This is a genomic window from Pseudoalteromonas sp. NZS100, from assembly GCF_015864815.1.
Taxonomy (GTDB): Bacteria; Pseudomonadota; Gammaproteobacteria; order Enterobacterales; family Alteromonadaceae; genus Pseudoalteromonas; species Pseudoalteromonas distincta.
The window spans coordinates 18,813-39,500 of sequence record NZ_JADYWM010000003.1; the positions used below are offsets into that span (position 1 = coordinate 18,813).

Genomic DNA, 20,688 nt, shown 5'->3' on the forward strand with positions numbered 1-20,688 from the left:
TACAAATTACAGACAATAAAAAACGCGCTACTTCTATTTAATTAAAGAAGGGAGCGCGTTTTTTGTATCTGCCTTTAACTAAATTCTAAATTAATTAAACGCTAGTGCAACCACTAATAATGATTAATCGTTATTGGTGCGACGACGGCGTTGGCCATTACCGCCAACAGATTCACGCTTTGCCCATGGGTTTTGCGCGCTGTCATCTGTTTTAGCAGCTGGCTTTTTAGAACCACCACGGCGTGGGCCGGTACCATTACCACCATTGTTCGGCTTTTTACTGTTAGGCTTGCTGCTATCAGATTTAGGCTTATTAAAAGGCTGCTTTTTCTTAGGCTTTTTAGCCGGCAGTGGGCGAGCATCTAATGCGCGTTCAGCTACTGGGTTAATAGGCTCAAAACCGTCTTCTTCAGCACGTGGAATAAGCTCACCAATAAAGCGTTCAATACCGTATAAATCAACAGCATCATCAACCGTTACAAACGAAATCGCATGACCCGACGCACCAGCACGGCCTGTACGGCCAATACGATGAACATAATCTTCATATACGTTTGGTAAGTCGTAGTTAACAACATGCGGTAATTCAACAATGTCTAAACCACGTGCAACAATGTCTGTTGCTACTAATACGCGTACTTCACCACTTTTAAAACCATCAAGTGCTTTAACACGTGCGCCTTGTGATTTATTACCATGGATAGCCGCGCCTACAATGTCATCGCGTTCAAGTTGTTTAACTAAGCGGTTAGCACCGTGCTTTGTACGGCTAAACACTAATACTTGTTGCCAATCGTTAGTGCGAATTAAGTGGCTTAGCAATGCTGTTTTACGTGTTTTATCTACCGCGTAAACGCACTGAGTAACACTTTTTGCAGTGGTATTTTTTGCTGCAACTGAAATTTCAACTGGGTCATTAATTAACCCTTTTGCTAATGCTCGAATTTCATCTGAAAATGTAGCCGAAAACATCAAGTTTTGACGTTTAGCAGGCATTTTAGCAATTAAGCGTTTAATGTCGTGAATAAAGCCCATGTCTAACATGCGGTCAGCTTCATCGAGTACAAGCACTTCAACGCTATCAAATTTAACTGCATTTTGATTATGTAAGTCGATTAAACGACCCGGCGTTGCTACTAAAATATCAACACCTTTACGAAGACGCTGCATTTGTGGGTTAATTTTAACGCCACCGTAAACTACAAATGAGCTCACATCAGAATGCTTAGCGTACTCTTCAACGTTTTCGCTTACTTGCAAAGCAAGTTCACGTGTAGGCGTTAAAATAAGCGCACGTACGTGATTGCTTTTAGCTTTAGGACCCGACGACAAGCGCTCAATAAGTGGTAATGTAAAACCCGCTGTTTTACCTGTACCTGTTTGCGCTGCTGCCATAACGTCACGGCGTTCAATAATTGCAGGAATTGCTTGAGCCTGAATTGGCGTTGGCGTTTCATAGCCCTTTTCTAAAACCGCATTAACCAAAGACTGTGATAAACCTAAACCTTCAAAACTCATATAAACTCTCTTTTAAATAAGGCTACATTAGCCAGTTGCGCGCATTATACCTGTAGTAGCTAAGAATGCATGCCATTATTTACGTTGCAGGCAATTGAGCATAGTTTATTAAAATTAAACCTGTGATCAAGTTGCTTAAAAATGCAAAAAACGGCCATAGGCCGTTTTTTGTTTATACTGAATTACTCTAAGTATTAGAGTTACTTAACACCTAACTCACGCAAACGTTCTTGCAAGTAGCTATCAGCCGTGTAGCGCTCTGAAAGCACAACATCTGGATGCGGGTGTAAAAATAACGGTAATGAAATACGCGATTTAGTAGATGCTTTACCCGTTGGGTTAATTACACGGTGAATTGTCGATGGGAAATACCCGCCCGACGCTTCTTGTAGCATGTCGCCGATATTAATAATTAAGCTGCCAAAATCACATGGCACGTCTAACCAACCGCCATCTGTTTTTTGAACTTGTAAACCAGGCTCATTAGAAGCTGGTAATACAGTTAATAAGTTAATATCGCCATGGGCTGCTGCGCGAATAGCACCTGGCTCTTCATCACCCGTCATTGGTGGATAATGTAGGATACGTAACAATGTTTGCTCAGAGCCTGCAATCATGTCTTTTAAATCAATCGAAAACTTAGCACGCACATCAGCTGGTGCTTCAGCCTGAACCCAGCTTAATAATGTGCCAGCAAATTCACTTGCTAAACGGTAGTATTCACGTACATCAGCTTCAAGCTGGGCAGGAACGCGACCTTTAGGGTACACATGAAAGTACTCTTTAATGTCTTTTATTGTAAAGCCTTTCGCTACTTCAGATACTGAAGGCGGAAAGTAACCGTCTTGAGTTTCTTTAGAGAATAAAAAGTCGTGCTTTTGCTCTGAGTTAAAAAAGTCTTGCCAATTTTTGTAAATAGACTCAACTAAAGACTGTGGGATTGGGTGGTTTTTTAAAACGCCAAATCCAGTATTTCTTAACGATTCAACAAATTGTGCAGCCGCATCGGGAGCTTTATAATCAACAGTAGGTAATTGCATTGTACGTTCCAGTGAATAGGTTGTGTGAAGTGAGTTGCTTTTAATAGTGCTAAATTACTTATATAAAGTAGCAAAGCCTTCATTATAGCGCTATGCGAGGATAGACAAATGACCTCAAAAACATAAGGACATATGTCCGCAAAACATAGTCACCGTCACTTTGCTTGATCAAGATCAACTAATAAAAAACGTTGAATTTGCAAGGTTTAGTAACTATCTCTGGTCTACTATTAGAATATATTTTATTTGTGTAAATAAGGCTCCCCATGCGACAAAAAGTATCTTTTAAAAGCGGCGATTTAGAACTTGCCGGCCAACTTGAACTTCCCTCTGGTGACGTTAAGTTTTACGCGCTATTTGCACACTGCTTCACATGCGGTAAAGACATTGCAGCAGCTACACGGATTAGCCGTGCACTCACACAACAAGGTATCGCCGTACTACGTTTCGACTTTACCGGTTTAGGTAATAGTGATGGCGACTTTGCTAACAGTAACTTTTCATCAAACATTCAAGATTTAGTATCTGCGGCAAATCATTTACGTGAGCATTTTGCTCCGCCGCAACTACTCATTGGCCACAGTTTAGGCGGGGCAGCCGTTCTTGCTGCTGCTGAGCATATTCCTGAAGTATCGGCTATTACAACCATTGGCGCACCGTCAGACGCGCAGCACGTAGCGCATAACTTTGAAGCACACCTTGATGAAATTAACGCAGCAGGTGAAGCTAAAGTTAACTTAGCTGGTCGTGAATTTACCATTAAAAAGCAATTTATTGACGATATAGCCAAGTACGATAAAAGCCATATTAGTAAACTTAAGCGCGCATTATTAGTAATGCACTCCCCTATTGATGCGACTGTAAATATTAGTGAAGCTGAAAAAATTTATGCATCAGCTAAGCATCCTAAAAGCTTTATTAGCCTAGATAACGCCGATCACCTTTTAACAAATAAAAACGATGCCGACTACGCTGCACAAATAATTGCAACGTGGGCAAACCGTTATGTTAAGTACGACAAAACTAAATACACGGCAAGTTTAACGGGTGGAAATGTACTTGTTGAAGAAAAAGACCATGTATTTACTCAGCACGTAAGTACAAAAGATCATACTTGGCTTGCAGATGAACCAATAAAAGTAGGCGGTAAAAACTTAGGCCCCGATCCGTATCATCACTTATTAGCGGGGCTTGGTGCCTGTACGGCCATGACACTACGTATGTACGCTACACGTAAAAACTTACCACTGGAGCATGTTAAAGTAGAACTTGATCACACTCGCGATTACAACAAAGATTGCGACGATTGTGAGCAAACCGGTAACCTTGAAGCCATTACCCGTAAAATCACCTTACGTGGCGACTTAACTGAGCCAGAGCGTCAGCGTTTACTCGAAATAGCCGACAAATGCCCAGTGCATAAAACACTACACAATAACCCAGTTATTGTAAGTGAACTGGTAGAATAACTGCCGTGAAATTAATATAGCGCAGGTAACACTGCGCTGTGATTTAACTTTTATAAACCTAATTTTTACTATCTAAAAATCCCTCTACTTCTTTACTCATTCTATCCACCAGCCATTTTGGCCCGCCATCGTACATATCGTTATGATGCGATTTTTCTATCATTATTTGCGTAACGGGAAACTTATCCAGCTCTGAATCGTTTAACAGCACATCCGCATCAGCTGGGTAATCACTACCGCGAAGTGTAAGTACGCGTATATTTTTATTGCGTGGGATCAACATGCGGCGATGATCGAGCGTAATAATAGTGCTAACTTCGTTTGGATAAATAGAGCCATATAATGCGGAAATATCACCGCCATTAGAATGCCCAAATAAGGTGAGTTTTGTAAAGTCGTACGCTGGGTATTTACTCGCTAGCTCATTAACTAAAAACTTAAGCGTTACTACGCCACGATGCCAGTTTTCCATGCGAGTTGTTAAGTAAGGCTGCTCACGATTAAGATCAGGGTCGCTTTTTAGTTCATGTGCAACGGCTATTGTTAAATATCCGTGCTGATTAAACGCATTACTGGCAAACGTATACCCGTTATGGCTAATCCCGTAACCTGCGTTAATAAACGCTACAGGGCATTTTACTTGTTCAGTGCACTTAGCATTGTTACTTGGTAGTGTGATATTGATAGGAATAGTACGATTACGGCTTTCATCAGTTATAACGCCATCGTTTGCATAGCTTGTCGCGCTTATTGCTGATGTGCTTATAACTGATGCACTTAGAGCTAGTGCGCTTAACATAAAAAGCTTTTTAAGTGTTTTTTGCATATTTAAACTTATATAAATTATTGTTTTTAATTAAAAATAATTTTTACTTTATAGCTTTGCATTCTCTATTGTCAAACTATGCGATAATAGTCGCCATTGTTTAAATATATTTAGTAAAAGATCCAATAAATGAAATCATACAATAGCATTCAAGAACGTATAGAAATTTTAGAAGACAAACTAACTGCAATACATGACGAAATCGAAACACTAAAAACCCCTGCTAAAAACAACAATGAACGTATTATTTTTAAGTTTATTGAAACAGGCAGCACAGGTAAAACGAAGGATTTTGTTCGTGAGTTAGGTATTAAATCACCACGTGACGGTTTGTTTTCGTCAGGTGACGTTACAAAACTAATTAAAGATGGCGCTGAAGATATTTCACCAGCGTTATTAGCAATCGCAAGACAGCTTGCCAGTGCACGTAATAAAAATGGCCCTAGCCGTTAATTACGCAGTCGCGCAGTGTCTAGAAGCCCAGCCAAGCTGTCGCTTCTAGATATGTAATCATATTAAACTAAATTAATCACATAGTTCTATATTAAGGCTGGTAAGCAAATTTAGTGCTTCGAAGCGATCAAACTTAGCATTCGCTAAAATATTATTATTTAAATCTATATTAAATGCTGTAGCACCTACAAAATCACATTTTGTTAAGTTAGTTTGAAAAAACTCACTATCGCGAAAATCTGTTCCTGTAAATTCACTACCGCTTAAATCTGCATGTCTAAAATCAACATTTTTGGCAAAGCAGTGTGTTAGTTTGAGGGCTTTGAGGGTTAATTCAAAAAAAGAACTATTACTGAGCTCGCAATAATTAAAACTCACCGGTGCGTTAATACTAAGCGCTGGCCAATCTACGTCAGTCCATTGCAGACTATTTAATTTACAGTGGCTAAAACTTACATCTTCAAGCGAGCTGTAGTTCCATTTAAGTGACGATAAATTACAGTTTTTAAAGTTGCACTGTATAAATCGGCAATTTTTAAACTGCCCGCCTGAAAAGTCGCAATCGGTAAATGTGCACTCTTCAAACTCAGAATTTTCAGTTAGTTGCTCTTCGTGCTGCAAAGCATTAAATTGCTCGTCGAAGTAGTGATTATTATTTGAAATTGACACTATTAACCTAGTTTTTAATGGGCATAGACGCTATTTTTAGGTAAATCTTTTTTAAGCGCAAGCACTGCAATAAAAATCAAAGCAAATAGTGGAAATAGCGCTAAACAGCCACCCACAAAAGCTAAAACCCCCGGCATAGTACTTTTACGCTTACCTATTTTGTAGCTAATTACAGCAAAAATAGGAATACTCAGCACAATAAAAAAAACTAAGAACTCACCAAATAAGGTTGCATTGATCGACATAATAATTCCTTTTTCGTCTGTTCGGTTAAAATACACTCTGCTGCAAATTTAACCACAAAAAAACCCTTAAGCATATAACTTAAGGGTTTTTAAATTTAGCTCAATAAGCTAAACAAAAATTACTCTTCGCTAGGTATCGCTTTTTCAACAACACTAATTGCAAGCTCAGCTAACGAATCCATATTAGGCTTACTAGGCGCGTTAGTTAATAAACACGACGCTTGTGTTGTTTTAGGGAAAGCAATAACGTCACGAATGTTATCGGTACCACATAAAAGCATTGCTAAACGGTCAAGACCAAATGCTAAACCAGCATGTGGTGGTGTACCGTATTTAAGTGCATCAAGTAAAAAACCAAACTTGTCTTGTTGCTCTTGCTCGTTAATACCTAAAATTCTAAATGCAGTTTCTTGCATATCTGCATTATGAATACGTACCGAACCGCCACCCACTTCGTAGCCGTTCAATACCATGTCGTAGGCATCTGAAATAGCCGCAGCAGGGTTTGCTTCAAGCTCACTTGCAGTAATATCTTTTGGTGCAGTGAATGGATGATGCACAGCATGTAATGTGCCCTCGTCATCTTCTTCAAACATTGGGAAGTCTACAACCCAAAGTGGTGCCCAACTATTAAGGTTAGTGATTTCTAAGTCAACACCAATCTTAACGCGCAGTGCGCCCATTGCTTCGTTTACTGTGTTACGCTTATCGGCACCGAATAAAATAATATCGCCAGACTGAGCATTAGTACGCTCAAGTAATTTTGTGATTACGTCTTCGCTTAAAAACTTAGCCACTGGTGATTGAACGCCTTCAGCGCCCGCAGTGTGGTCGTTTACTTTCATCCACGCCATGCCTTTAGCGCCGTAAATACCAATAAACTTAGTGTAATCGTCAAGCTGTTTACGAGAAAGCTTAGCGCCACCCGGTACAGTTAATACAGCAACACGACCTTTTTCGTCGTTAGCCGGACCTGAGAAAACATTAAACTCTACGTCTTTAACTAAATCTGCAACATCAACTAATTTCATTGGGTTACGTAAATCTGGCTTATCAGAACCGTAAAGGCTCATTGCCTCGCTGTAAGGCATGATTGGAAAATCGCCTAAATCAACGTTTAGTAATGTTTGCCACATTTCACGGATCATTTTTTCAGTCATACCACGGACTTGATCAGAGCTCATGAACGAGGTCTCTATATCTATTTGGGTAAATTCTGGTTGACGATCGGCACGTAAATCTTCATCACGGAAACATTTAACAATTTGGTAGTAACGGTCAAAACCCGACATCATCAACAATTGCTTAAATAACTGTGGAGACTGTGGTAAAGCGTAAAAACTACCTTTATGAACGCGGCTTGGCACTAAGTAATCGCGTGCACCTTCTGGCGTTGCTTTAGTAAGTACAGGTGTTTCGATGTCTAAAAAGCCGTTTTCATCTAAAAAGCGACGAACAAAGCTGCTTGCTTTAGCACGTAATTTAATACGGTCACTCATTTCTAGACGACGTAGGTCTAAGTAACGGTATTTTAAACGACGCTCTTCTGAGTTTACTTGGTTAAAATCAAGTGGAAGCGGTTCAGAGCGGTTAATAATTGTAAGCTCAGTACCTAAAACTTCTATTTCACCTGTTGCCATATCTTTATTTACTTGGCTATCAGGGCGTGCACGTACAGTACCTTTTAGCTGAACACAAAATTCTTGGCGAAGTGTGTTAGCTGAACTCATTAACTCTTCAATGTCAGAGTCGAATACAACTTGTACTAAACCTTCTCTATCGCGTAAATCGACAAAGATAAGTCCACCAAGGTCACGTCGTTTGTTGATCCAGCCACATAGTTCAACTTCTTGATCTACGTGAGTTTTATTTAGCTGTCCGCAATATATAGAGCGCATAGTTTTCCTGTCAGATAAAAGGCTTAAACGGTTATATTTATTTGTTTTAAGGCGTGTGATTTAAAAAACAGGTCACCACAATACAAATAAAGCCGCTAGCAATCTAAAAATAATCAAATTAAGCCCTGCATTATACCCAAGTAGTATCAAGATGCTAGGGCGTGTGCCGCTTTTGCCCCTGAATTTACAGCAGCTCGTTTTGTTATTTGCTACACTATCGCCACTTTATAATAAGGCGCTAGTTTGTATGTTATATATTGGATGCCCTCAGTGGTCGAGCAACGCATGGAAAGGCAATTTATTTTCAAGCCAATGTAAAAACGCCGATATGCTTAGCCAATACGCCCAGCATTTTAACTCAGTTGAAGGCAATACCAGCTTTTACGCTGATCCTTCGCCAAGTACCGTATTGCGCTGGGCAAACAGCGTACCCGACGATTTTAAATTTACGTTTAAGTTTAATCGTCGCTTTAGCCACGAGCTACATCTTACTAATGTTCAAACCGAGCTTACTGATTGGCTTAACTTGTTCTCCCCTATTTTAGAAAAAACCGGGCAAATCATGCTGCAATTACCTAAAGCATTTGGCCCTGGTGACTTACCCAAGCTAGCCCAATTTATTAGCCTGTTACCAAAAGAGGTTAATTACGGTGTAGAGGTACGTCATACTGCGTTTTTTCAAAAGGGTGAAGCCGAAATAGCGCTTAACCAATTATTAATGGCAAACAACATAAATCGTATATCGATGGATACTCGCGCCCTATTTGCGGTAAAACCAACAACCGAAGCGCTAATAGATGCACAGCAAAAAAAGCCCCATTTACCGGTACATGCAATAGCTACTGGCTCAGAGCCCATGGCGCGCTTTGTTATCGCCGATTTACAAAACGACTATAAACCCTTTTATAAACCGTGGCTGAGTAAAGTAAAACAATGGCTTGATGAAGGAAAAACGCCCTATGTGTTTTTTCATACGGCAGATAACCGAGAAGCGCCATTATTAGCAAGGCAGTTTTGTAAAGACCTTGGTTATAATCACAAAGCATTAAACCCATTTACTGGCGAAAAAGAAGCCCACCAGCCAGCACTTTTTTAAAAGTAAAACGACAGAGAAGCAATAATGAGTGAATACGCACGTTACTTTACCGGCTACCCAGCTAACATTGTTGAGCAAGTATTAAGCCTTATAAATAACAAAAAGGTATGTGACTACTTACTTAAAAAGTATCCGCAAGCACACACTATTACCAGCGATAAACTACTTTATAGCTATGCAACCGAGCTTAAAAAACAATATTTAAAAAATGCGCCACCATTTGGTCGTGCGGCGTTTAAAAAGCAAGGCGATATGGTCACCAATGCACTCGGTACACATACGTATCGAATGCAAGGTAAAACCCGTAAACACGATTTAGCGATAAACAGCGACTTGCTCCGCGCTCCCGAGCCGTTATTAAAAGCGTTAGTGGTACATGAGCTCGCCCACTTTAAAGAAAAAGACCACAACAAAGGTTTTTATCAACTTTGCTGCCATATGGAGCCGAGTTACCACCAGCTAGAGTTAGATTTAAGAATTTTTTGTGTGGTAGTCGCAATGGGAGAAAATCCTTATTTAAAATAAGGATTTTAGCGTTATTTAAATGAGTGAAAATAACGCCATACTTAAGTTAATATTTCCTTTCATAACCAAGCCCCCATATCCAATCTCTTCTCTTATCCAAGTAAGCAGCTCACAATTTAACGCCTCGTCCTTAATAAAATAAAAAAGTTTAAAACTACATAATTGCCCTACATTTGAGAACTACACTCTTAAAAGTTAATTCTTTCTATGTACTCTTAATCTTTGGAGTTTTAAATGATGAAAAATACCCATGCCTTTTTACTCAGTGCACTGTGCTGTGTAACCTTAAGTGCCTGCAACGAGCAAAACAGCCAATCGCTTGAACAATCAAACCTCAATGATTTTACTCTAACAAGCTCAAAAGTAAGTGATGGCGGTAACTTGCCTATGACTTATACGTGCGATGGGCAAAGCATTAGCCCTCCACTTAACTGGAGCGGTGCACCTAACACAACCAAATATTATGCGTTAATTATGGATCATAAAGCGCCAGAGGGAATGCATTGGTATTGGACCATGTACAATATTGCCGCCGATAAAACACAAATTAAAGCGGGCGAAACTCTCGGTGAAGTGGGCTCTAATAGCGTAAACGATTTAAACCAATATGCGCCGCCTTGCTCTAAAGGTCCAGGTGAAAAAAGCTATACTTATACTGTATATGCGTTATCTGCACCGGTTACCTTTAATAGCGATACAAAGGTAGATCGCTCAGCATTACTCGCTGCTGTAAAAGATATTACGCTCGATACTGCAAGTATGACGGTTAAATACTCGCGAAGCGCCAGTAGCGCCGAACACAAACCTAATACAAGACCAAAACCAAATGAGCAACCAAAGCCTGATAAATCATATTTAACCGCTAACGTAAAATCACCTCGTTGCGATGCTATTACACAATCAGTAAGTAATGCAGGGTTTGATAAAAGCGTATCTGTTACGTGCGATGAACAATATGCTTATATTGCCTCATCTACTTATCCTGATCATGAAGTAATGACTGGTATTACAGGTACTAACGAGCAAATACCTGTTCCAGCTAAAGACTACGTAGCACCTATAAAGCTAAATCCTAAAAAAGCAAAAACAATAACAACAATTGATGCAGCCGTAGGTGTTGCCGTTAACGGCGTACCAATATACGACTATTCTTCGCAAGGTGAACTGGACGTAAATAACTACGATGAAAAAAACGACACACTAGCACTCGGACAGTTAGATATATGTGGCGGACACGCAGGACGAGGTGATGACTACCATTATCATGTATCGCCAACGTGTATGATTGACACAATGAAAAACCAATCAAGCGATGCCATTATTGGTTGGGCTTACGATGGTTACCCGCTGTATGGCAGTAAAAACCCAGACGGCAGTGCAATTGCCAGAGGTGACCTTGATGTATGTAACGGGCAAACCGACGACACATTTGGTTATCGCTACCAAACATCAGCTACACCGCCGTATATTATTCAGTGCTTAGTAGGTGAAGTAGATACCGCAAAATTACCAAGAGTGTCACCACTTAGTGGCGATACTCAAGGTATAAGAGCCGACTTGCGCCCGCCACAAGGAGGCGTTGAAAACCTAACGCACACAATCTCTGAAAACGGCAGCCGTACAATGAGCTACTCATACAAAGGCGAGAACTACTTTACTACCTACAGCCCTGCATCACAGGGAAAAGACTGCTATAGCTTTAAACAAAAAACCATCAGTAATGGTGGCAAAGTTCAAACAGGTACATTTTGTAGAGGTCCGCAACCAAATCACCTTACTCCTACAGTCACTAAGCAAAATACAAATTCTACCATTACAGGCAAGCATAACTTAAAGCTAGAAGCATGGGCTGATAACTGGTTTACAGCCTACATAGGCGAGCAGTTACTTGTTGAAGATTCTGTGCCTATAACCACAGAGCGTTCATTTAATGCCGAAAGTATTACGTTTTCTGCAAACTACCCTATTGAGCTTAATTTAATAATTAAAGACTTTAAGCAAAACGACACTGGGCTTGAATACATCGGTGCTAAAAATCAACAAATGGGTGATGGCGGTTTTATTATGCAACTTACCGACACCGAGACAAATAAAGTAGTTGCCGTAAGCGATAAAAGCTTTAAATGCGAAATACTTCACAAAGCGCCGCTTAACAAATTATGCGAAAGCGAATCAAACCCTGTCGCGGGCGAAGGCGTTTGTACGTTTATGTCAAAAGAAGCACCAACTAACTGGCTGCAAAGTAACTTTGACGATACTAATTGGGCTAATGCAGTAGAGCACAACTTTGCCAATGTAGGACCAAAAGACGGTTACGACGACATTAACTGGGATGAAAACGCAAAATTCATATGGGGCGAAGACTTAGAAACCGACAACACCCTTATTTGTAAAGCAATTATTGAGCAACCTCAATAAAAGGTAGTAATTATGTATTTTTTAAAAAAATTAAAATGGCTAATGCTCGCGTGTATTTTAACAAGTATGAGCGCTCAAGTGAGCGCCCATGTATTAAAAAATACAACAGCCCAAGTAATTTTAAGAGACGGGCAAGTTGAGGTTAAAGTATTAACTAATGCTGAGCACTTAATTTCAGCGCTGCAAAGCGAGCAAGCATGGCTTATGGGCGATATTGATAAGCTTATGCCTACAAACTTAAGTGCAGAGCAACAAGAAGAGTTTGTAAAAAATGCACTTAAACAAAAAACGAGCTTACGTGTAAATCAGCAAGTTATGGTGTTTGAACGCGTCGCTTTTACCACCAGCAACATCGAAGCGCACGACCTAGAAATTGTTTTTCAAGCGAAGCACACATTTACAACAGTAGATGAGCTTGCTATATCGTTCCCTAAAAGTTTAGGTGCAGTACACGCAAGCTTTGTAAAACCACAATATAAGTTACTGGGTGCTGGCGATACCGCAAAAATAAAGTTCTAGTCCAAATATCAACATACCTAAAAAGCTTACTTAAAAAGGATTTTAGTAAGCAACTCCCTAAATACGCTAATTGTAGGCACATAATCAATATGCAATACTGCTTGGTACGTTAACACATGATTTTTACTATTTGCCAATCAGTGAAATTAATACATAAATTCTTTTTAGCTTTTTTTATCACTAATATCGCCCTAGTTGGGCTTATGTTTGTGTTTATATACATGACCTTTTCGTCAGGTTTTAACGACTTTGTTGAACAAGAAGAAACAAAACATGTAGCAATGGTGAAGCAGCAACTTATTGAGCTTTATAGCGAATTAGGCAGTTGGCAACCCATTACGCAAAACACGCAATTATGGCGCTCTATTGTAGAGCCGCAAAAAAAGCCAGGCGAGCCTGAAACGAATAAACACACAAGCACCCCACCCAAACCAAATAGCAGCAATGCAACGCCCTCTTTATTGTGGGTACACTTACCTGCAGGTTCCCTTAAAACAGGGCAACGTATAAGTTTATATGATCAAAATAAAAAGGTTGTTGTTGGTAGAGCTAATTTAAACGACAACCCACATATAGAACCTATTTTATTAAACAATAACGTTATAGGCTGGATAGGTTTAGTCCCTTCAAAACTTGTGCAAAGTAGCCCAGCAAAAGCATTTTTAGCAGCGCAATTTCATAACTATTTTATGATCACGTTACTCGTTATTGTGCTCGCATTTATTATGGCTATTGTGTTATCTCGCCATTTAATAAAACCAATAAAGCAAATAGTAACTGGCACCGATGAGTTAACAAACGGAAATTTTGCCAGCAGAATAATTCCCTCTAGTAAAGATGAGCTAGCTACCCTATCCAACAATTTTAATGCCTTAGCCCACACACTTGAGCAAAACCAACAAATGCGATTTCAATGGGTGTCAGACACATCCCACGAATTAAGAACCCCACTTACCGTACTACGCTCGCATTTGTTAGCTGTACAAGATGGCGTATTTACAGCCGACACAAAGCGCATTAATTTACTCATAAACCAAGTAGATAACTTAAGTCACATTGTTGACGACCTAGCCCAACTAGCACAAACAGATAGTGTTAATTTAACCTATAACAATGCGCGCACTGATTTAATAAGCATTTTTGAGCAATCAATTGAAAACTACACCGCTCGCTTTAAAGAGCGTCAATTAAATGTAGACAGCAAAAGCTTAGCCAAAGCCGGTAAATGTATAATAAATGGCGATAAAGAACGCCTTATACAATTATTTTCAAACCTGTTAGAAAATACCTGCAGATACACGCATAAAGGTGGACAAGTAATAATACTTGCCAACAAAACGCACAATAACATTGAGCTTATTTTACAAGACTCAGCCCCAAGTGTTTTACCAAACGACTTACAAAAATTGTTTGAGCGTTTTTATCGCGTTGAAAAATCTCGAAGCCGAGAGCACGGCGGTTCGGGCTTAGGGCTTGCACTTTGCAAACAAATAGTAGAGGCACATGGCGGTCAAATATCGTTGCACAACTCACCACTTGGTGGGCTAGAAGTTAAAATAACGCTGACACTTTTAGGTTAAAATAATGGCATCACAAAAAATACTTATCGTTGAAGACGAAGAAAACATTGCCGAGGTACTTATTGCCTACGCTAAGCAACAAAATTACGAAACTGAGCACTTTAATAGTGGCAAAGGTGTAGTTAGTTTTGTAAAACAAAACGCAGTAGATTTAATACTTCTTGATTTAATGCTGCCAGATGTTGATGGCATAGAGCTATGTAAGCAAATAAGAGCCTTTTCAAGTGTGCCTATTATTATGCTTACCGCAAAAAGTGAAGAAATAGACCGCTTGCAGGGTTTAGAGATCGGCGCCGATGACTACATATGCAAACCCTTCAGCCCCAAAGAAGTTATAGCACGCATAAAAGCCGTACTAAGAAGGACCAGCCAGCCTAAAACCAACATCATCAATCATAATAATTTTCAATTACACAAAGACGATTACGAAGCCCGCCTAAACGGCAAAAGCATTGGCTTTACCGCCGTCGAGTTTAAAATATTTTTATTATTTATAAGCCACGTAGGGCGTGTTTTTACCCGCGAAGATATTATTAATAACGTATATAGCGATACAACCGACATATCCGATCGCAACATTGATACACACATTAAAAATATACGAAAAAAGATTAACGACATTCAAGCAGGGCTAAACCCAATAGCAGCGGTTTATAGTGTGGGCTATAAATTTAAAGAGTAGGTAGTATTGCCTAAAGATAGTTATAGCCGCACGCATTAGTAACGAGAAAATAGCTCAATTAAGGAGTGAAATTCTAAAGCACTTGGTAAATCAATTTAAAAAAAACATTTCAGAATTAAAAGAAAAATAAACATGTTTAGATACTGCTTCAAGTTCTTCGGGTGCAATGAATTTTTTCAACAATGCTCGTCGTCGCCTTTCAAGAAGCTGAGACCTTCTTTTATTAATACTTGGTAAATATTCAAATACTATTAGTCTACAATTCCTCTCCTTAAGTTGCTCTGCTATTAAATCCCACCATAACTGATCAGTCTCTCCAATAGATGAACCAAATATGCATATTAGATCTGCTTCTGAAATCAACTTTTCACAGTCGGACTCAATGCCATGTCTCATAACTAAATTACAGTCTCGTTTTATCAAATGATTTGTAGCATCAATATTATTTGAAAGTTCTTTATTAATTATTTGCTCAGCATTATCAACGCCGATGACCATATCTGAATCTATTGTCCCATGAACATGGAATATAGAATCTAGCCTATGTAGACCAACATCTTCTTTTTTCTCAATCTTAAGATTTGAGTTACGATTAGAAATATTATTTAGACCTAAAATATGTTCTGCCGTATGTGTGTAATTAAAATTAACTATAGAATAAAAATTATGTCTTCGATCTTTACCCCCGAAGAATTTTCTCAAAGATATTGCATCTCTGACTAAAAGAAACTTTTCAGGATGAAATAGATCTTCAATGAATTTTTCATTATTTATGCTTGATATTTTTTCTTTAGTAAATTGTTTTTGAGCTAAAGTTAAATATTCGGCGAGTTCTTCTACGATATTCTCATGAATATCATCCAATTCATCTAATGAGTTTATTTCTTTTGTATATTCACCAAGAGCTAACTCTAAATCAGACCATTTATCTATATTATTAGAGATATTGTCTTTGAAATTTTTGACTGGATAAGAGTCACTTTCTTGAATTTTGTAAAACCCATAAAAATCATTATAGCTACTTTTCAAACCAAGATTAAGATCAAAGCCATTCCCTATTAAGTACACCGTTTTCACACTTTATTTCCATATTCAATTTTAAAAGACAAAAACTTGGTCGTCATATATGAGCGTATTCAGTTTTTTAATTGTATCGATTGTAAATAGATCAAAAAATTAATTCAAATTAATGCTTAAATAACCTTAACCCACAAAAAAACACGATATAAAATCGCGTTTTTATTTTAATCACTAACCCGAACACTCATAACTAAAGATTAATAGCTGAGCAGTCGTTCGGTTTCGTTTCACTCAGCCCAACCTACTTAAATAGACTTAAAGCCCTAGGCCTGCCATAAAATCATCATCGCCATCATCTTGTTCTACTGCTTTAGATGATTTTTCTTTGTCCGCTTTTTTACGTGCTTCGTTTTCAATTATGTCATCTGGGTCGAGTGCTTCTGCAATATCAAAGTCATGTAATTTAATGAACTCTGTTTTATCCATTGCTAATTCCAAGTAAAAGATATTTTGCTTACTTGTGGTGAATGTTACGCGGCGGGCTTGCGGGCGATCCATTGTGGTATCTACCGATATTTGCACTTGCTTATTTATTGCCATCATTTTTGGCTGGTTTTGCGTAATAGACGTATGTAATTGCTCACGCACTTTAGACGTAAAGTCGCCAACAATTTGATTCATCAACTCACCTAGTACGTTTGATACGTCGTCTGATAAATGGCTATGCGCTATTTCATCTTCTGGCATCCCCATGTTGCGCATGTAATCGCCATAAATTTCCATCGCCGCTTGCGAAGTAAAGTTGGTAATTACAAGCCCTGTAAAACCGCCGTCAAATAAAACAAAGCAGCCAATATCTGGTCGCATACATGTACGTGTTATTTTTTGCACCATGGCTGAGTAGCTAATACCATTGCCGCTGGCTGATGTGAGTACACCTGTCACTGAATGACAAAGGGTTGCTAATATATCGTCTGTGCTGATGACCTTACTTTTGCTCATTTAATCTTCTCTTTGGTACTTATTATTCATAATTCTAGTCAAGCTACTGAATTTATCACTGACTATCCAGTATAAAATGTTAAAATAGCGCCATTATTTACAAAGAGACTGCCTTCGTGACCATAAAAGACAGTATTTATGCCTCTGAGCAACAAGTAAAAGATTTCAGCTTTGACCAAAATGTAGTCGAAGTTTTTCCAGATATGATCCAGCGCTCTGTACCTGGGTATGCCACCATTGTAAGCACTATGGGTAAACTTGCGGGTGAATACGCACAAAGTAACTCAAATCTTTATGATTTAGGCTGCTCTTTGGGCGCAGTCACGCTTAGCATGCGCCGTAATATTCGCACCGATAACTGCCATATAATAGCGGTAGATAATTCTCAAGCTATGGTTGAACGTTGTAAGGTGCACTTACAAGGTTTTAAATCGGATGTGCCGGTTACTGTTACTTTGGGCGATATTAACGAGCTTGAGATTCAAAACGCATCGGTTGTGGCAATGAACTTTACACTGCAGTTTATTCCACACGCACAGCGCCAAGCCGTACTTGAGAAAATATACGCTAATTTAAAACCTGGTGGTGTATTGCTGCTAAGCGAAAAAATTAAAGCCGAAAACGAGCAATGCGATAACCTATTAATTGATTTGCACCACGACTTTAAACGTCACAATGGCTACTCTGAGCTTGAAATAAGCCAAAAACGTACCGCCATCGAAAACGTTATGCGCCCAGATACACTAAGCGCTCACTTTACTCGCTTACAAGATATTGGTTTTAGCCAAACTCAAGTGTGGTATCAATGTTTTAATTTTTGCTCAATGGTAGCAATTAAATAAAGAGAGTCATCCATGTCTCAATGGTTTAACCAATTTTACGCATCTATCGCACAAAGCCCACTTAGTCACTGGCTAGAAACCCTCCCTGCTCAATTAAAACATTGGCAAAACGAGGCTAGCCATGGTGATTTGCCTAAATGGCAAAAAGTACTTAAAAACTTGCCTGAGGTGGCAACTTCCCATGTTGATATTTCTACTAAGGTAGAAATTGGCGCCCCAGGAGAGATGAGTGATGGCGAGCAAAAGCAAGCCATGCATTTATTAAAACGCATGATGCCATGGCGCAAAGGCCCATTTAGTGTGCACGGTATTGAAATAGATACAGAGTGGCGCAGTGATTGGAAGTGGGACCGCCTGCTTCCTCATATTGAGCCACTAAAAGGCCGCACTGTTTTAGATATTGGTTGTGGCTCAGGGTATCATTTATGGCGTATGCGCGGTGAAGGCGCAGAGTTTGTAGTGGGTATTGATCCGTCTGATTTATTTTTATGTCAGTTTCAGGCAATTAAACACTACAACCCAGACGAAAACGTACATTTACTGCCACTAGGCGTTGAAGCATTACCCGAGCTTAAAGCGTTTGATACTGTTTTTTCGATGGGCGTACTTTATCATCGTCGCTCACCTCTCGACTTTTTAGCGCAGTTAAAAGCGCAGCTTCGCCCAGGCGGCGAACTCGTACTTGAAACCCTAGTAATTGAAGGCGACGAAAACACGGTATTAGTCCCAACCGACCGCTACGCTAAAATGCGCAACGTTTGGTTTATTCCAAGTACTGCAGCATTAAAACTATGGATGGAACGCGTTGGCTTTAAAGATGTGCAAATAAAAGATTGCGCTATTACCACGCTTGAAGAGCAACGCAAAACCGACTGGATGGAAAACGAATCGTTAATCGACTTTTTAGATCCAAACGATACAAGTAAAACAATTGAAGGCTACCCCGCTCCACTTCGAGCCATATTAACCGCAAAAGCATAGCTGTTAATTTAACGCCTTTAATACTAAAAAAGCGCCTACGGGCGTTTTTTTGTTTATTTAAACAACAAACAGCGGACAAGTGTCCTTGTTAATTATTTCAAAATTACATTTACGCTAGCCGCGACCTTGCAATTGTTGTAAAATACGCGCGTTTCTAAGCAACCCAAAACAACTATTTTGAGGAAAACCTGTGAGCGAACAAAAACAGTCTCTAAGCTATAAAGACGCGGGCGTAGATATCGACGCTGGTAATGCACTTGTTGAGCGTATTAAAGGCGTAGTTAAAAAAACTCGTCGTCCTGAAGTAATGGGCGGAATTGGTGGTTTTGGCGCACTTTGCGAAATTCCTGAAGGCTACAAGCAACCAGTATTAGTTGCAGGCACAGATGGCGTTGGTACTAAACTACGTTTAGCTATCGACTTAAAAAAACACGATACGGTTGGTATTGATTTAGTTGCAATGTGTGTAAACGACTTAATTGTTCAAGGTGCTGAACCCCTGTTTTTTCTAGATTACTATGCAACTGGTAAACTAGATGTAGACACAGCAGCTGACGTAGTTACAGGTATTGGCAAAGGTTGTGAAATTTCAGGTTGTGCCCTAATTGGTGGCGAAACAGCTGAAATGCCAGGTATGTATGATGGTGAAGACTACGACATGGCAGGCTTTTGTACAGGCGTTGTAGAAAAATCAAAAATTATTGATGGCACAAAAGTAGCAGCAGGCGATCAGCTTATTGCACTTGCATCAAGCGGCCCTCATTCAAATGGCTTCTCTTTAATTCGTAAAGTACTTGAAGTGTCAAAAGCTGATACCAGCGCTGACTTTGAAGGTAAAACATTAGGCGAAACTCTACTTGAGCCTACGCGTATTTACGTAAAACCTTTACTTGAGTTATTCAAAAACGTTGACGTACATGCGCTTTCGCATATTACTGGCGGCGGTTTTTGGGAAAACATTCCACGCGTATTACCCGCTTCAGCAAAAGCTGTAGTTAAAGGTGATAGCTGGCAGTGGCCACCAATTTTTAATTGGTTACAAGAAAACGGCAACATTACTACACACGAAATGTACCGTACATTTAACTGTGGTGTAGGCATGGTTTTAGTAGTCCCTGCAGACAAACTTGAGCAAAGCTTAACAATGCTTAAAGACTTGGGCGAAAATGCATGGCACCTTGGTGAAATTCAAGATGCAGCAGCTGGCGAAGAGCAAGTTGAAATTGTAGGTGGTGCTAAGTAATGGCACCGACTCGTCTGGTAGTTTTAATCTCAGGTAGTGGCTCTAATTTACAAGCCATCATAGATGCCTGCGAACGTGGCGAGATAAACGGGCATATAGCGGCTGTTATTAGTAATAAATCAGACGCTTATGGTCTAGAGCGTGCAAAACAAGCAGGTATTGCTACAAAAGTGCTCAGTCATAAAGATTTTGACTCGCGCGAAGCGTACGATGCGCAATTAATGAACGTTATCGACTCTTTTATGCCAAATCTAGTTGTATTAGCTGGGTTTATGCGTATTCTTACTCCTGGCTTAGTGCAAAAATATGTTGGAAAAATGTTGAACATTCATCCATCTTTGTTGCCTAAGTATCAGGGGCTGAATACCCACCAAAGAGCAATTGATGCAAAAGACGATGTTCATGGCGTAAGTGTTCACTTTGTTACTGAAGAATTAGACGGCGGTCCCGTTATTCTTCAAGCGCAAATACCTGTACTCAAGGATGATACAGCAGAAACATTAGCAAAACGCGTGCATGAGCAAGAGCATATAATTTATCCTTTGGTGGTCAAGTGGTTCAGTGAACACAGACTTACTATGGAAGCAGATTATGCAGTTCTTGACAAAAAACAACTTCCTGCACACGGCGCGCACCACCCACAATAAAAAAATAAGTGCCCT

Annotated in this window: 20 protein-coding genes; 12 read left to right on the forward strand and 8 right to left on the reverse strand. The window is 39.5% G+C overall.

Annotated elements, in window-relative coordinates; translation table 11 throughout:
- Nucleotides 1–123: 123 nt before the first annotated feature.
- Together I6E69_RS03500 and I6E69_RS03505 are read right to left on the reverse strand one after the other, a co-directional pair.
- Entirely contained in the window at nucleotides 124–1,518 is a 1,395-nt protein-coding gene (locus I6E69_RS03500) for a DEAD/DEAH box helicase (RefSeq protein ID WP_024595752.1), read from the reverse strand.
- Nucleotides 1,519–1,718: 200 nt separating this feature from the next.
- The gene (locus I6E69_RS03505) at nucleotides 1,719–2,558 is read right to left on the reverse strand and encodes an isopenicillin N synthase family oxygenase (protein ID WP_002959963.1); all 840 of its coding nucleotides are present in this window, start codon (nucleotides 2,556–2,558) and stop codon (nucleotides 1,719–1,721) included.
- 266 nt (nucleotides 2,559–2,824) lie between these two features.
- On the opposite strand from I6E69_RS03505, the gene I6E69_RS03510 reads away from it, so the two are divergent.
- Nucleotides 2,825–4,027 carry a bifunctional alpha/beta hydrolase/OsmC family protein gene (locus I6E69_RS03510; RefSeq protein ID WP_033040721.1) on the forward strand — a complete coding sequence of 401 codons (1,203 nt, stop codon included), beginning with the start codon at nucleotides 2,825–2,827 and terminating at the stop codon, nucleotides 4,025–4,027.
- A 58-nt stretch (nucleotides 4,028–4,085) separates the two neighbouring features.
- On the opposite strand, the gene I6E69_RS03515 is transcribed toward I6E69_RS03510, so the two are convergent.
- Nucleotides 4,086–4,853: an alpha/beta hydrolase gene (locus I6E69_RS03515; RefSeq protein ID WP_197120655.1), complete on the reverse strand. Its 768-nt coding sequence runs from the start codon at nucleotides 4,851–4,853 to the stop codon at nucleotides 4,086–4,088.
- A 129-nt stretch (nucleotides 4,854–4,982) separates the two neighbouring features.
- Here I6E69_RS03515 and I6E69_RS03520 point away from each other — a divergent pair, with 129 nt between their 5' ends.
- Nucleotides 4,983–5,306 (forward strand): hypothetical protein, encoded by a 324-nt coding sequence (locus I6E69_RS03520; RefSeq protein WP_007377991.1) that lies wholly within the window; start codon nucleotides 4,983–4,985, stop codon nucleotides 5,304–5,306.
- Nucleotides 5,307–5,378: 72 nt separating this feature from the next.
- On the opposite strand, the gene I6E69_RS03525 is transcribed toward I6E69_RS03520, so the two are convergent.
- The 3 genes from I6E69_RS03525 to aspS all read right to left on the reverse strand — a co-directional run bounded on the left by I6E69_RS03525 (nucleotide 5,379) and on the right by aspS (nucleotide 8,118).
- Nucleotides 5,379–5,975, reverse strand: coding sequence for a pentapeptide repeat-containing protein (locus I6E69_RS03525; protein ID WP_182738792.1), 597 nt, complete (start codon nucleotides 5,973–5,975; stop codon nucleotides 5,379–5,381).
- Between the two features lie 14 nt (nucleotides 5,976–5,989).
- Nucleotides 5,990–6,220 carry a hypothetical protein gene (locus I6E69_RS03530; protein ID WP_002959972.1) on the reverse strand — a complete coding sequence of 77 codons (231 nt, stop codon included), beginning with the start codon at nucleotides 6,218–6,220 and terminating at the stop codon, nucleotides 5,990–5,992.
- Nucleotides 6,221–6,339: 119 nt separating this feature from the next.
- Nucleotides 6,340–8,118: an aspartate--tRNA ligase gene (aspS, locus tag I6E69_RS03535; RefSeq protein WP_182675658.1), complete on the reverse strand. Its 1,779-nt coding sequence runs from the start codon at nucleotides 8,116–8,118 to the stop codon at nucleotides 6,340–6,342.
- 247 nt (nucleotides 8,119–8,365) lie between these two features.
- Between aspS and I6E69_RS03540 the strand changes: the two genes are divergently transcribed.
- The 6 genes from I6E69_RS03540 to I6E69_RS03565 all read left to right on the forward strand — a co-directional run bounded on the left by I6E69_RS03540 (nucleotide 8,366) and on the right by I6E69_RS03565 (nucleotide 14,938).
- Complete coding sequence (locus I6E69_RS03540; protein ID WP_197120656.1) at nucleotides 8,366–9,214, forward strand: DUF72 domain-containing protein; 849 nt, start codon at nucleotides 8,366–8,368, stop codon at nucleotides 9,212–9,214.
- Nucleotides 9,215–9,238: 24 nt separating this feature from the next.
- Nucleotides 9,239–9,739: a M48 family metallopeptidase gene (locus I6E69_RS03545; protein WP_007586965.1), complete on the forward strand. Its 501-nt coding sequence runs from the start codon at nucleotides 9,239–9,241 to the stop codon at nucleotides 9,737–9,739.
- 234 nt (nucleotides 9,740–9,973) lie between these two features.
- The gene (locus I6E69_RS03550) at nucleotides 9,974–12,157 is read left to right on the forward strand and encodes a YHYH protein (protein WP_197120657.1); all 2,184 of its coding nucleotides are present in this window, start codon (nucleotides 9,974–9,976) and stop codon (nucleotides 12,155–12,157) included.
- A gap of 12 nt (nucleotides 12,158–12,169) precedes the next feature.
- Nucleotides 12,170–12,676 carry a hypothetical protein gene (locus I6E69_RS03555; protein WP_197120658.1) on the forward strand — a complete coding sequence of 169 codons (507 nt, stop codon included), beginning with the start codon at nucleotides 12,170–12,172 and terminating at the stop codon, nucleotides 12,674–12,676.
- Nucleotides 12,677–12,879: 203 nt separating this feature from the next.
- Nucleotides 12,880–14,256, forward strand: a complete 1,377-nt coding sequence (locus I6E69_RS03560) for an ATP-binding protein (protein ID WP_231619700.1) — start codon at nucleotides 12,880–12,882, stop codon at nucleotides 14,254–14,256.
- A 4-nt stretch (nucleotides 14,257–14,260) separates the two neighbouring features.
- Nucleotides 14,261–14,938, forward strand: a complete 678-nt coding sequence (locus I6E69_RS03565; protein ID WP_188162305.1) for a response regulator — start codon at nucleotides 14,261–14,263, stop codon at nucleotides 14,936–14,938.
- A 90-nt stretch (nucleotides 14,939–15,028) separates the two neighbouring features.
- On the opposite strand, the gene I6E69_RS03570 is transcribed toward I6E69_RS03565, so the two are convergent.
- Both I6E69_RS03570 and I6E69_RS03575 read right to left on the reverse strand, forming a co-directional pair.
- Nucleotides 15,029–16,015: an AbiH family protein gene (locus I6E69_RS03570; protein ID WP_197120660.1), complete on the reverse strand. Its 987-nt coding sequence runs from the start codon at nucleotides 16,013–16,015 to the stop codon at nucleotides 15,029–15,031.
- A gap of 258 nt (nucleotides 16,016–16,273) precedes the next feature.
- Complete coding sequence (locus I6E69_RS03575) at nucleotides 16,274–16,960, reverse strand: DUF3334 family protein (RefSeq protein ID WP_002959987.1); 687 nt, start codon at nucleotides 16,958–16,960, stop codon at nucleotides 16,274–16,276.
- 116 nt (nucleotides 16,961–17,076) lie between these two features.
- On the opposite strand from I6E69_RS03575, the gene cmoA reads away from it, so the two are divergent.
- From cmoA to purN, 4 genes are all read left to right on the forward strand, one after another.
- Nucleotides 17,077–17,802: a carboxy-S-adenosyl-L-methionine synthase CmoA gene (gene cmoA, locus I6E69_RS03580; protein ID WP_007378000.1), complete on the forward strand. Its 726-nt coding sequence runs from the start codon at nucleotides 17,077–17,079 to the stop codon at nucleotides 17,800–17,802.
- 12 nt (nucleotides 17,803–17,814) lie between these two features.
- A complete protein-coding gene (cmoB, locus tag I6E69_RS03585; protein ID WP_197120661.1) occupies nucleotides 17,815–18,783 on the forward strand; it encodes a tRNA 5-methoxyuridine(34)/uridine 5-oxyacetic acid(34) synthase CmoB in 969 nt (322 codons plus the stop codon).
- Between the two features lie 190 nt (nucleotides 18,784–18,973).
- Nucleotides 18,974–20,026, forward strand: coding sequence for a phosphoribosylformylglycinamidine cyclo-ligase (purM, locus tag I6E69_RS03590; protein ID WP_002959993.1), 1,053 nt, complete (start codon nucleotides 18,974–18,976; stop codon nucleotides 20,024–20,026).
- Complete coding sequence (gene purN / locus I6E69_RS03595; RefSeq protein WP_197120662.1) at nucleotides 20,026–20,673, forward strand: phosphoribosylglycinamide formyltransferase; 648 nt, start codon at nucleotides 20,026–20,028, stop codon at nucleotides 20,671–20,673. Before purM ends, purN begins: the two co-directional genes overlap by 1 nt.
- Nucleotides 20,674–20,688: the final 15 nt, after the last annotated feature.

Coding starts and splice junctions, on each gene's coding strand:
- I6E69_RS03510 (WP_033040721.1), top strand. CDS start 2,825: ATGCGACAAAAAGTATCTTTTAAAAGCGGCGATTTAGAACTTGCCGGC.
- I6E69_RS03565 (WP_188162305.1), top strand. CDS start 14,261: ATGGCATCACAAAAAATACTTATCGTTGAAGACGAAGAAAACATTGCC.
- I6E69_RS03560 (WP_231619700.1), top strand. CDS start 12,880: ATGTTTGTGTTTATATACATGACCTTTTCGTCAGGTTTTAACGACTTT.
- I6E69_RS03505 (WP_002959963.1), bottom strand. CDS start 2,558: ATGCAATTACCTACTGTTGATTATAAAGCTCCCGATGCGGCTGCACAA.
- I6E69_RS03530 (WP_002959972.1), bottom strand. CDS start 6,220: ATGTCGATCAATGCAACCTTATTTGGTGAGTTCTTAGTTTTTTTTATT.
- cmoB (WP_197120661.1), top strand. CDS start 17,815: ATGTCTCAATGGTTTAACCAATTTTACGCATCTATCGCACAAAGCCCA.
- I6E69_RS03540 (WP_197120656.1), top strand. CDS start 8,366: ATGTTATATATTGGATGCCCTCAGTGGTCGAGCAACGCATGGAAAGGC.
- I6E69_RS03555 (WP_197120658.1), top strand. CDS start 12,170: ATGTATTTTTTAAAAAAATTAAAATGGCTAATGCTCGCGTGTATTTTA.
- I6E69_RS03575 (WP_002959987.1), bottom strand. CDS start 16,960: ATGAGCAAAAGTAAGGTCATCAGCACAGACGATATATTAGCAACCCTT.
- aspS (WP_182675658.1), bottom strand. CDS start 8,118: ATGCGCTCTATATATTGCGGACAGCTAAATAAAACTCACGTAGATCAA.
- I6E69_RS03500 (WP_024595752.1), bottom strand. CDS start 1,518: ATGAGTTTTGAAGGTTTAGGTTTATCACAGTCTTTGGTTAATGCGGTT.
- purN (WP_197120662.1), top strand. CDS start 20,026: ATGGCACCGACTCGTCTGGTAGTTTTAATCTCAGGTAGTGGCTCTAAT.
- I6E69_RS03545 (WP_007586965.1), top strand. CDS start 9,239: ATGAGTGAATACGCACGTTACTTTACCGGCTACCCAGCTAACATTGTT.
- I6E69_RS03520 (WP_007377991.1), top strand. CDS start 4,983: ATGAAATCATACAATAGCATTCAAGAACGTATAGAAATTTTAGAAGAC.
- I6E69_RS03550 (WP_197120657.1), top strand. CDS start 9,974: ATGATGAAAAATACCCATGCCTTTTTACTCAGTGCACTGTGCTGTGTA.
- I6E69_RS03515 (WP_197120655.1), bottom strand. CDS start 4,853: ATGCAAAAAACACTTAAAAAGCTTTTTATGTTAAGCGCACTAGCTCTA.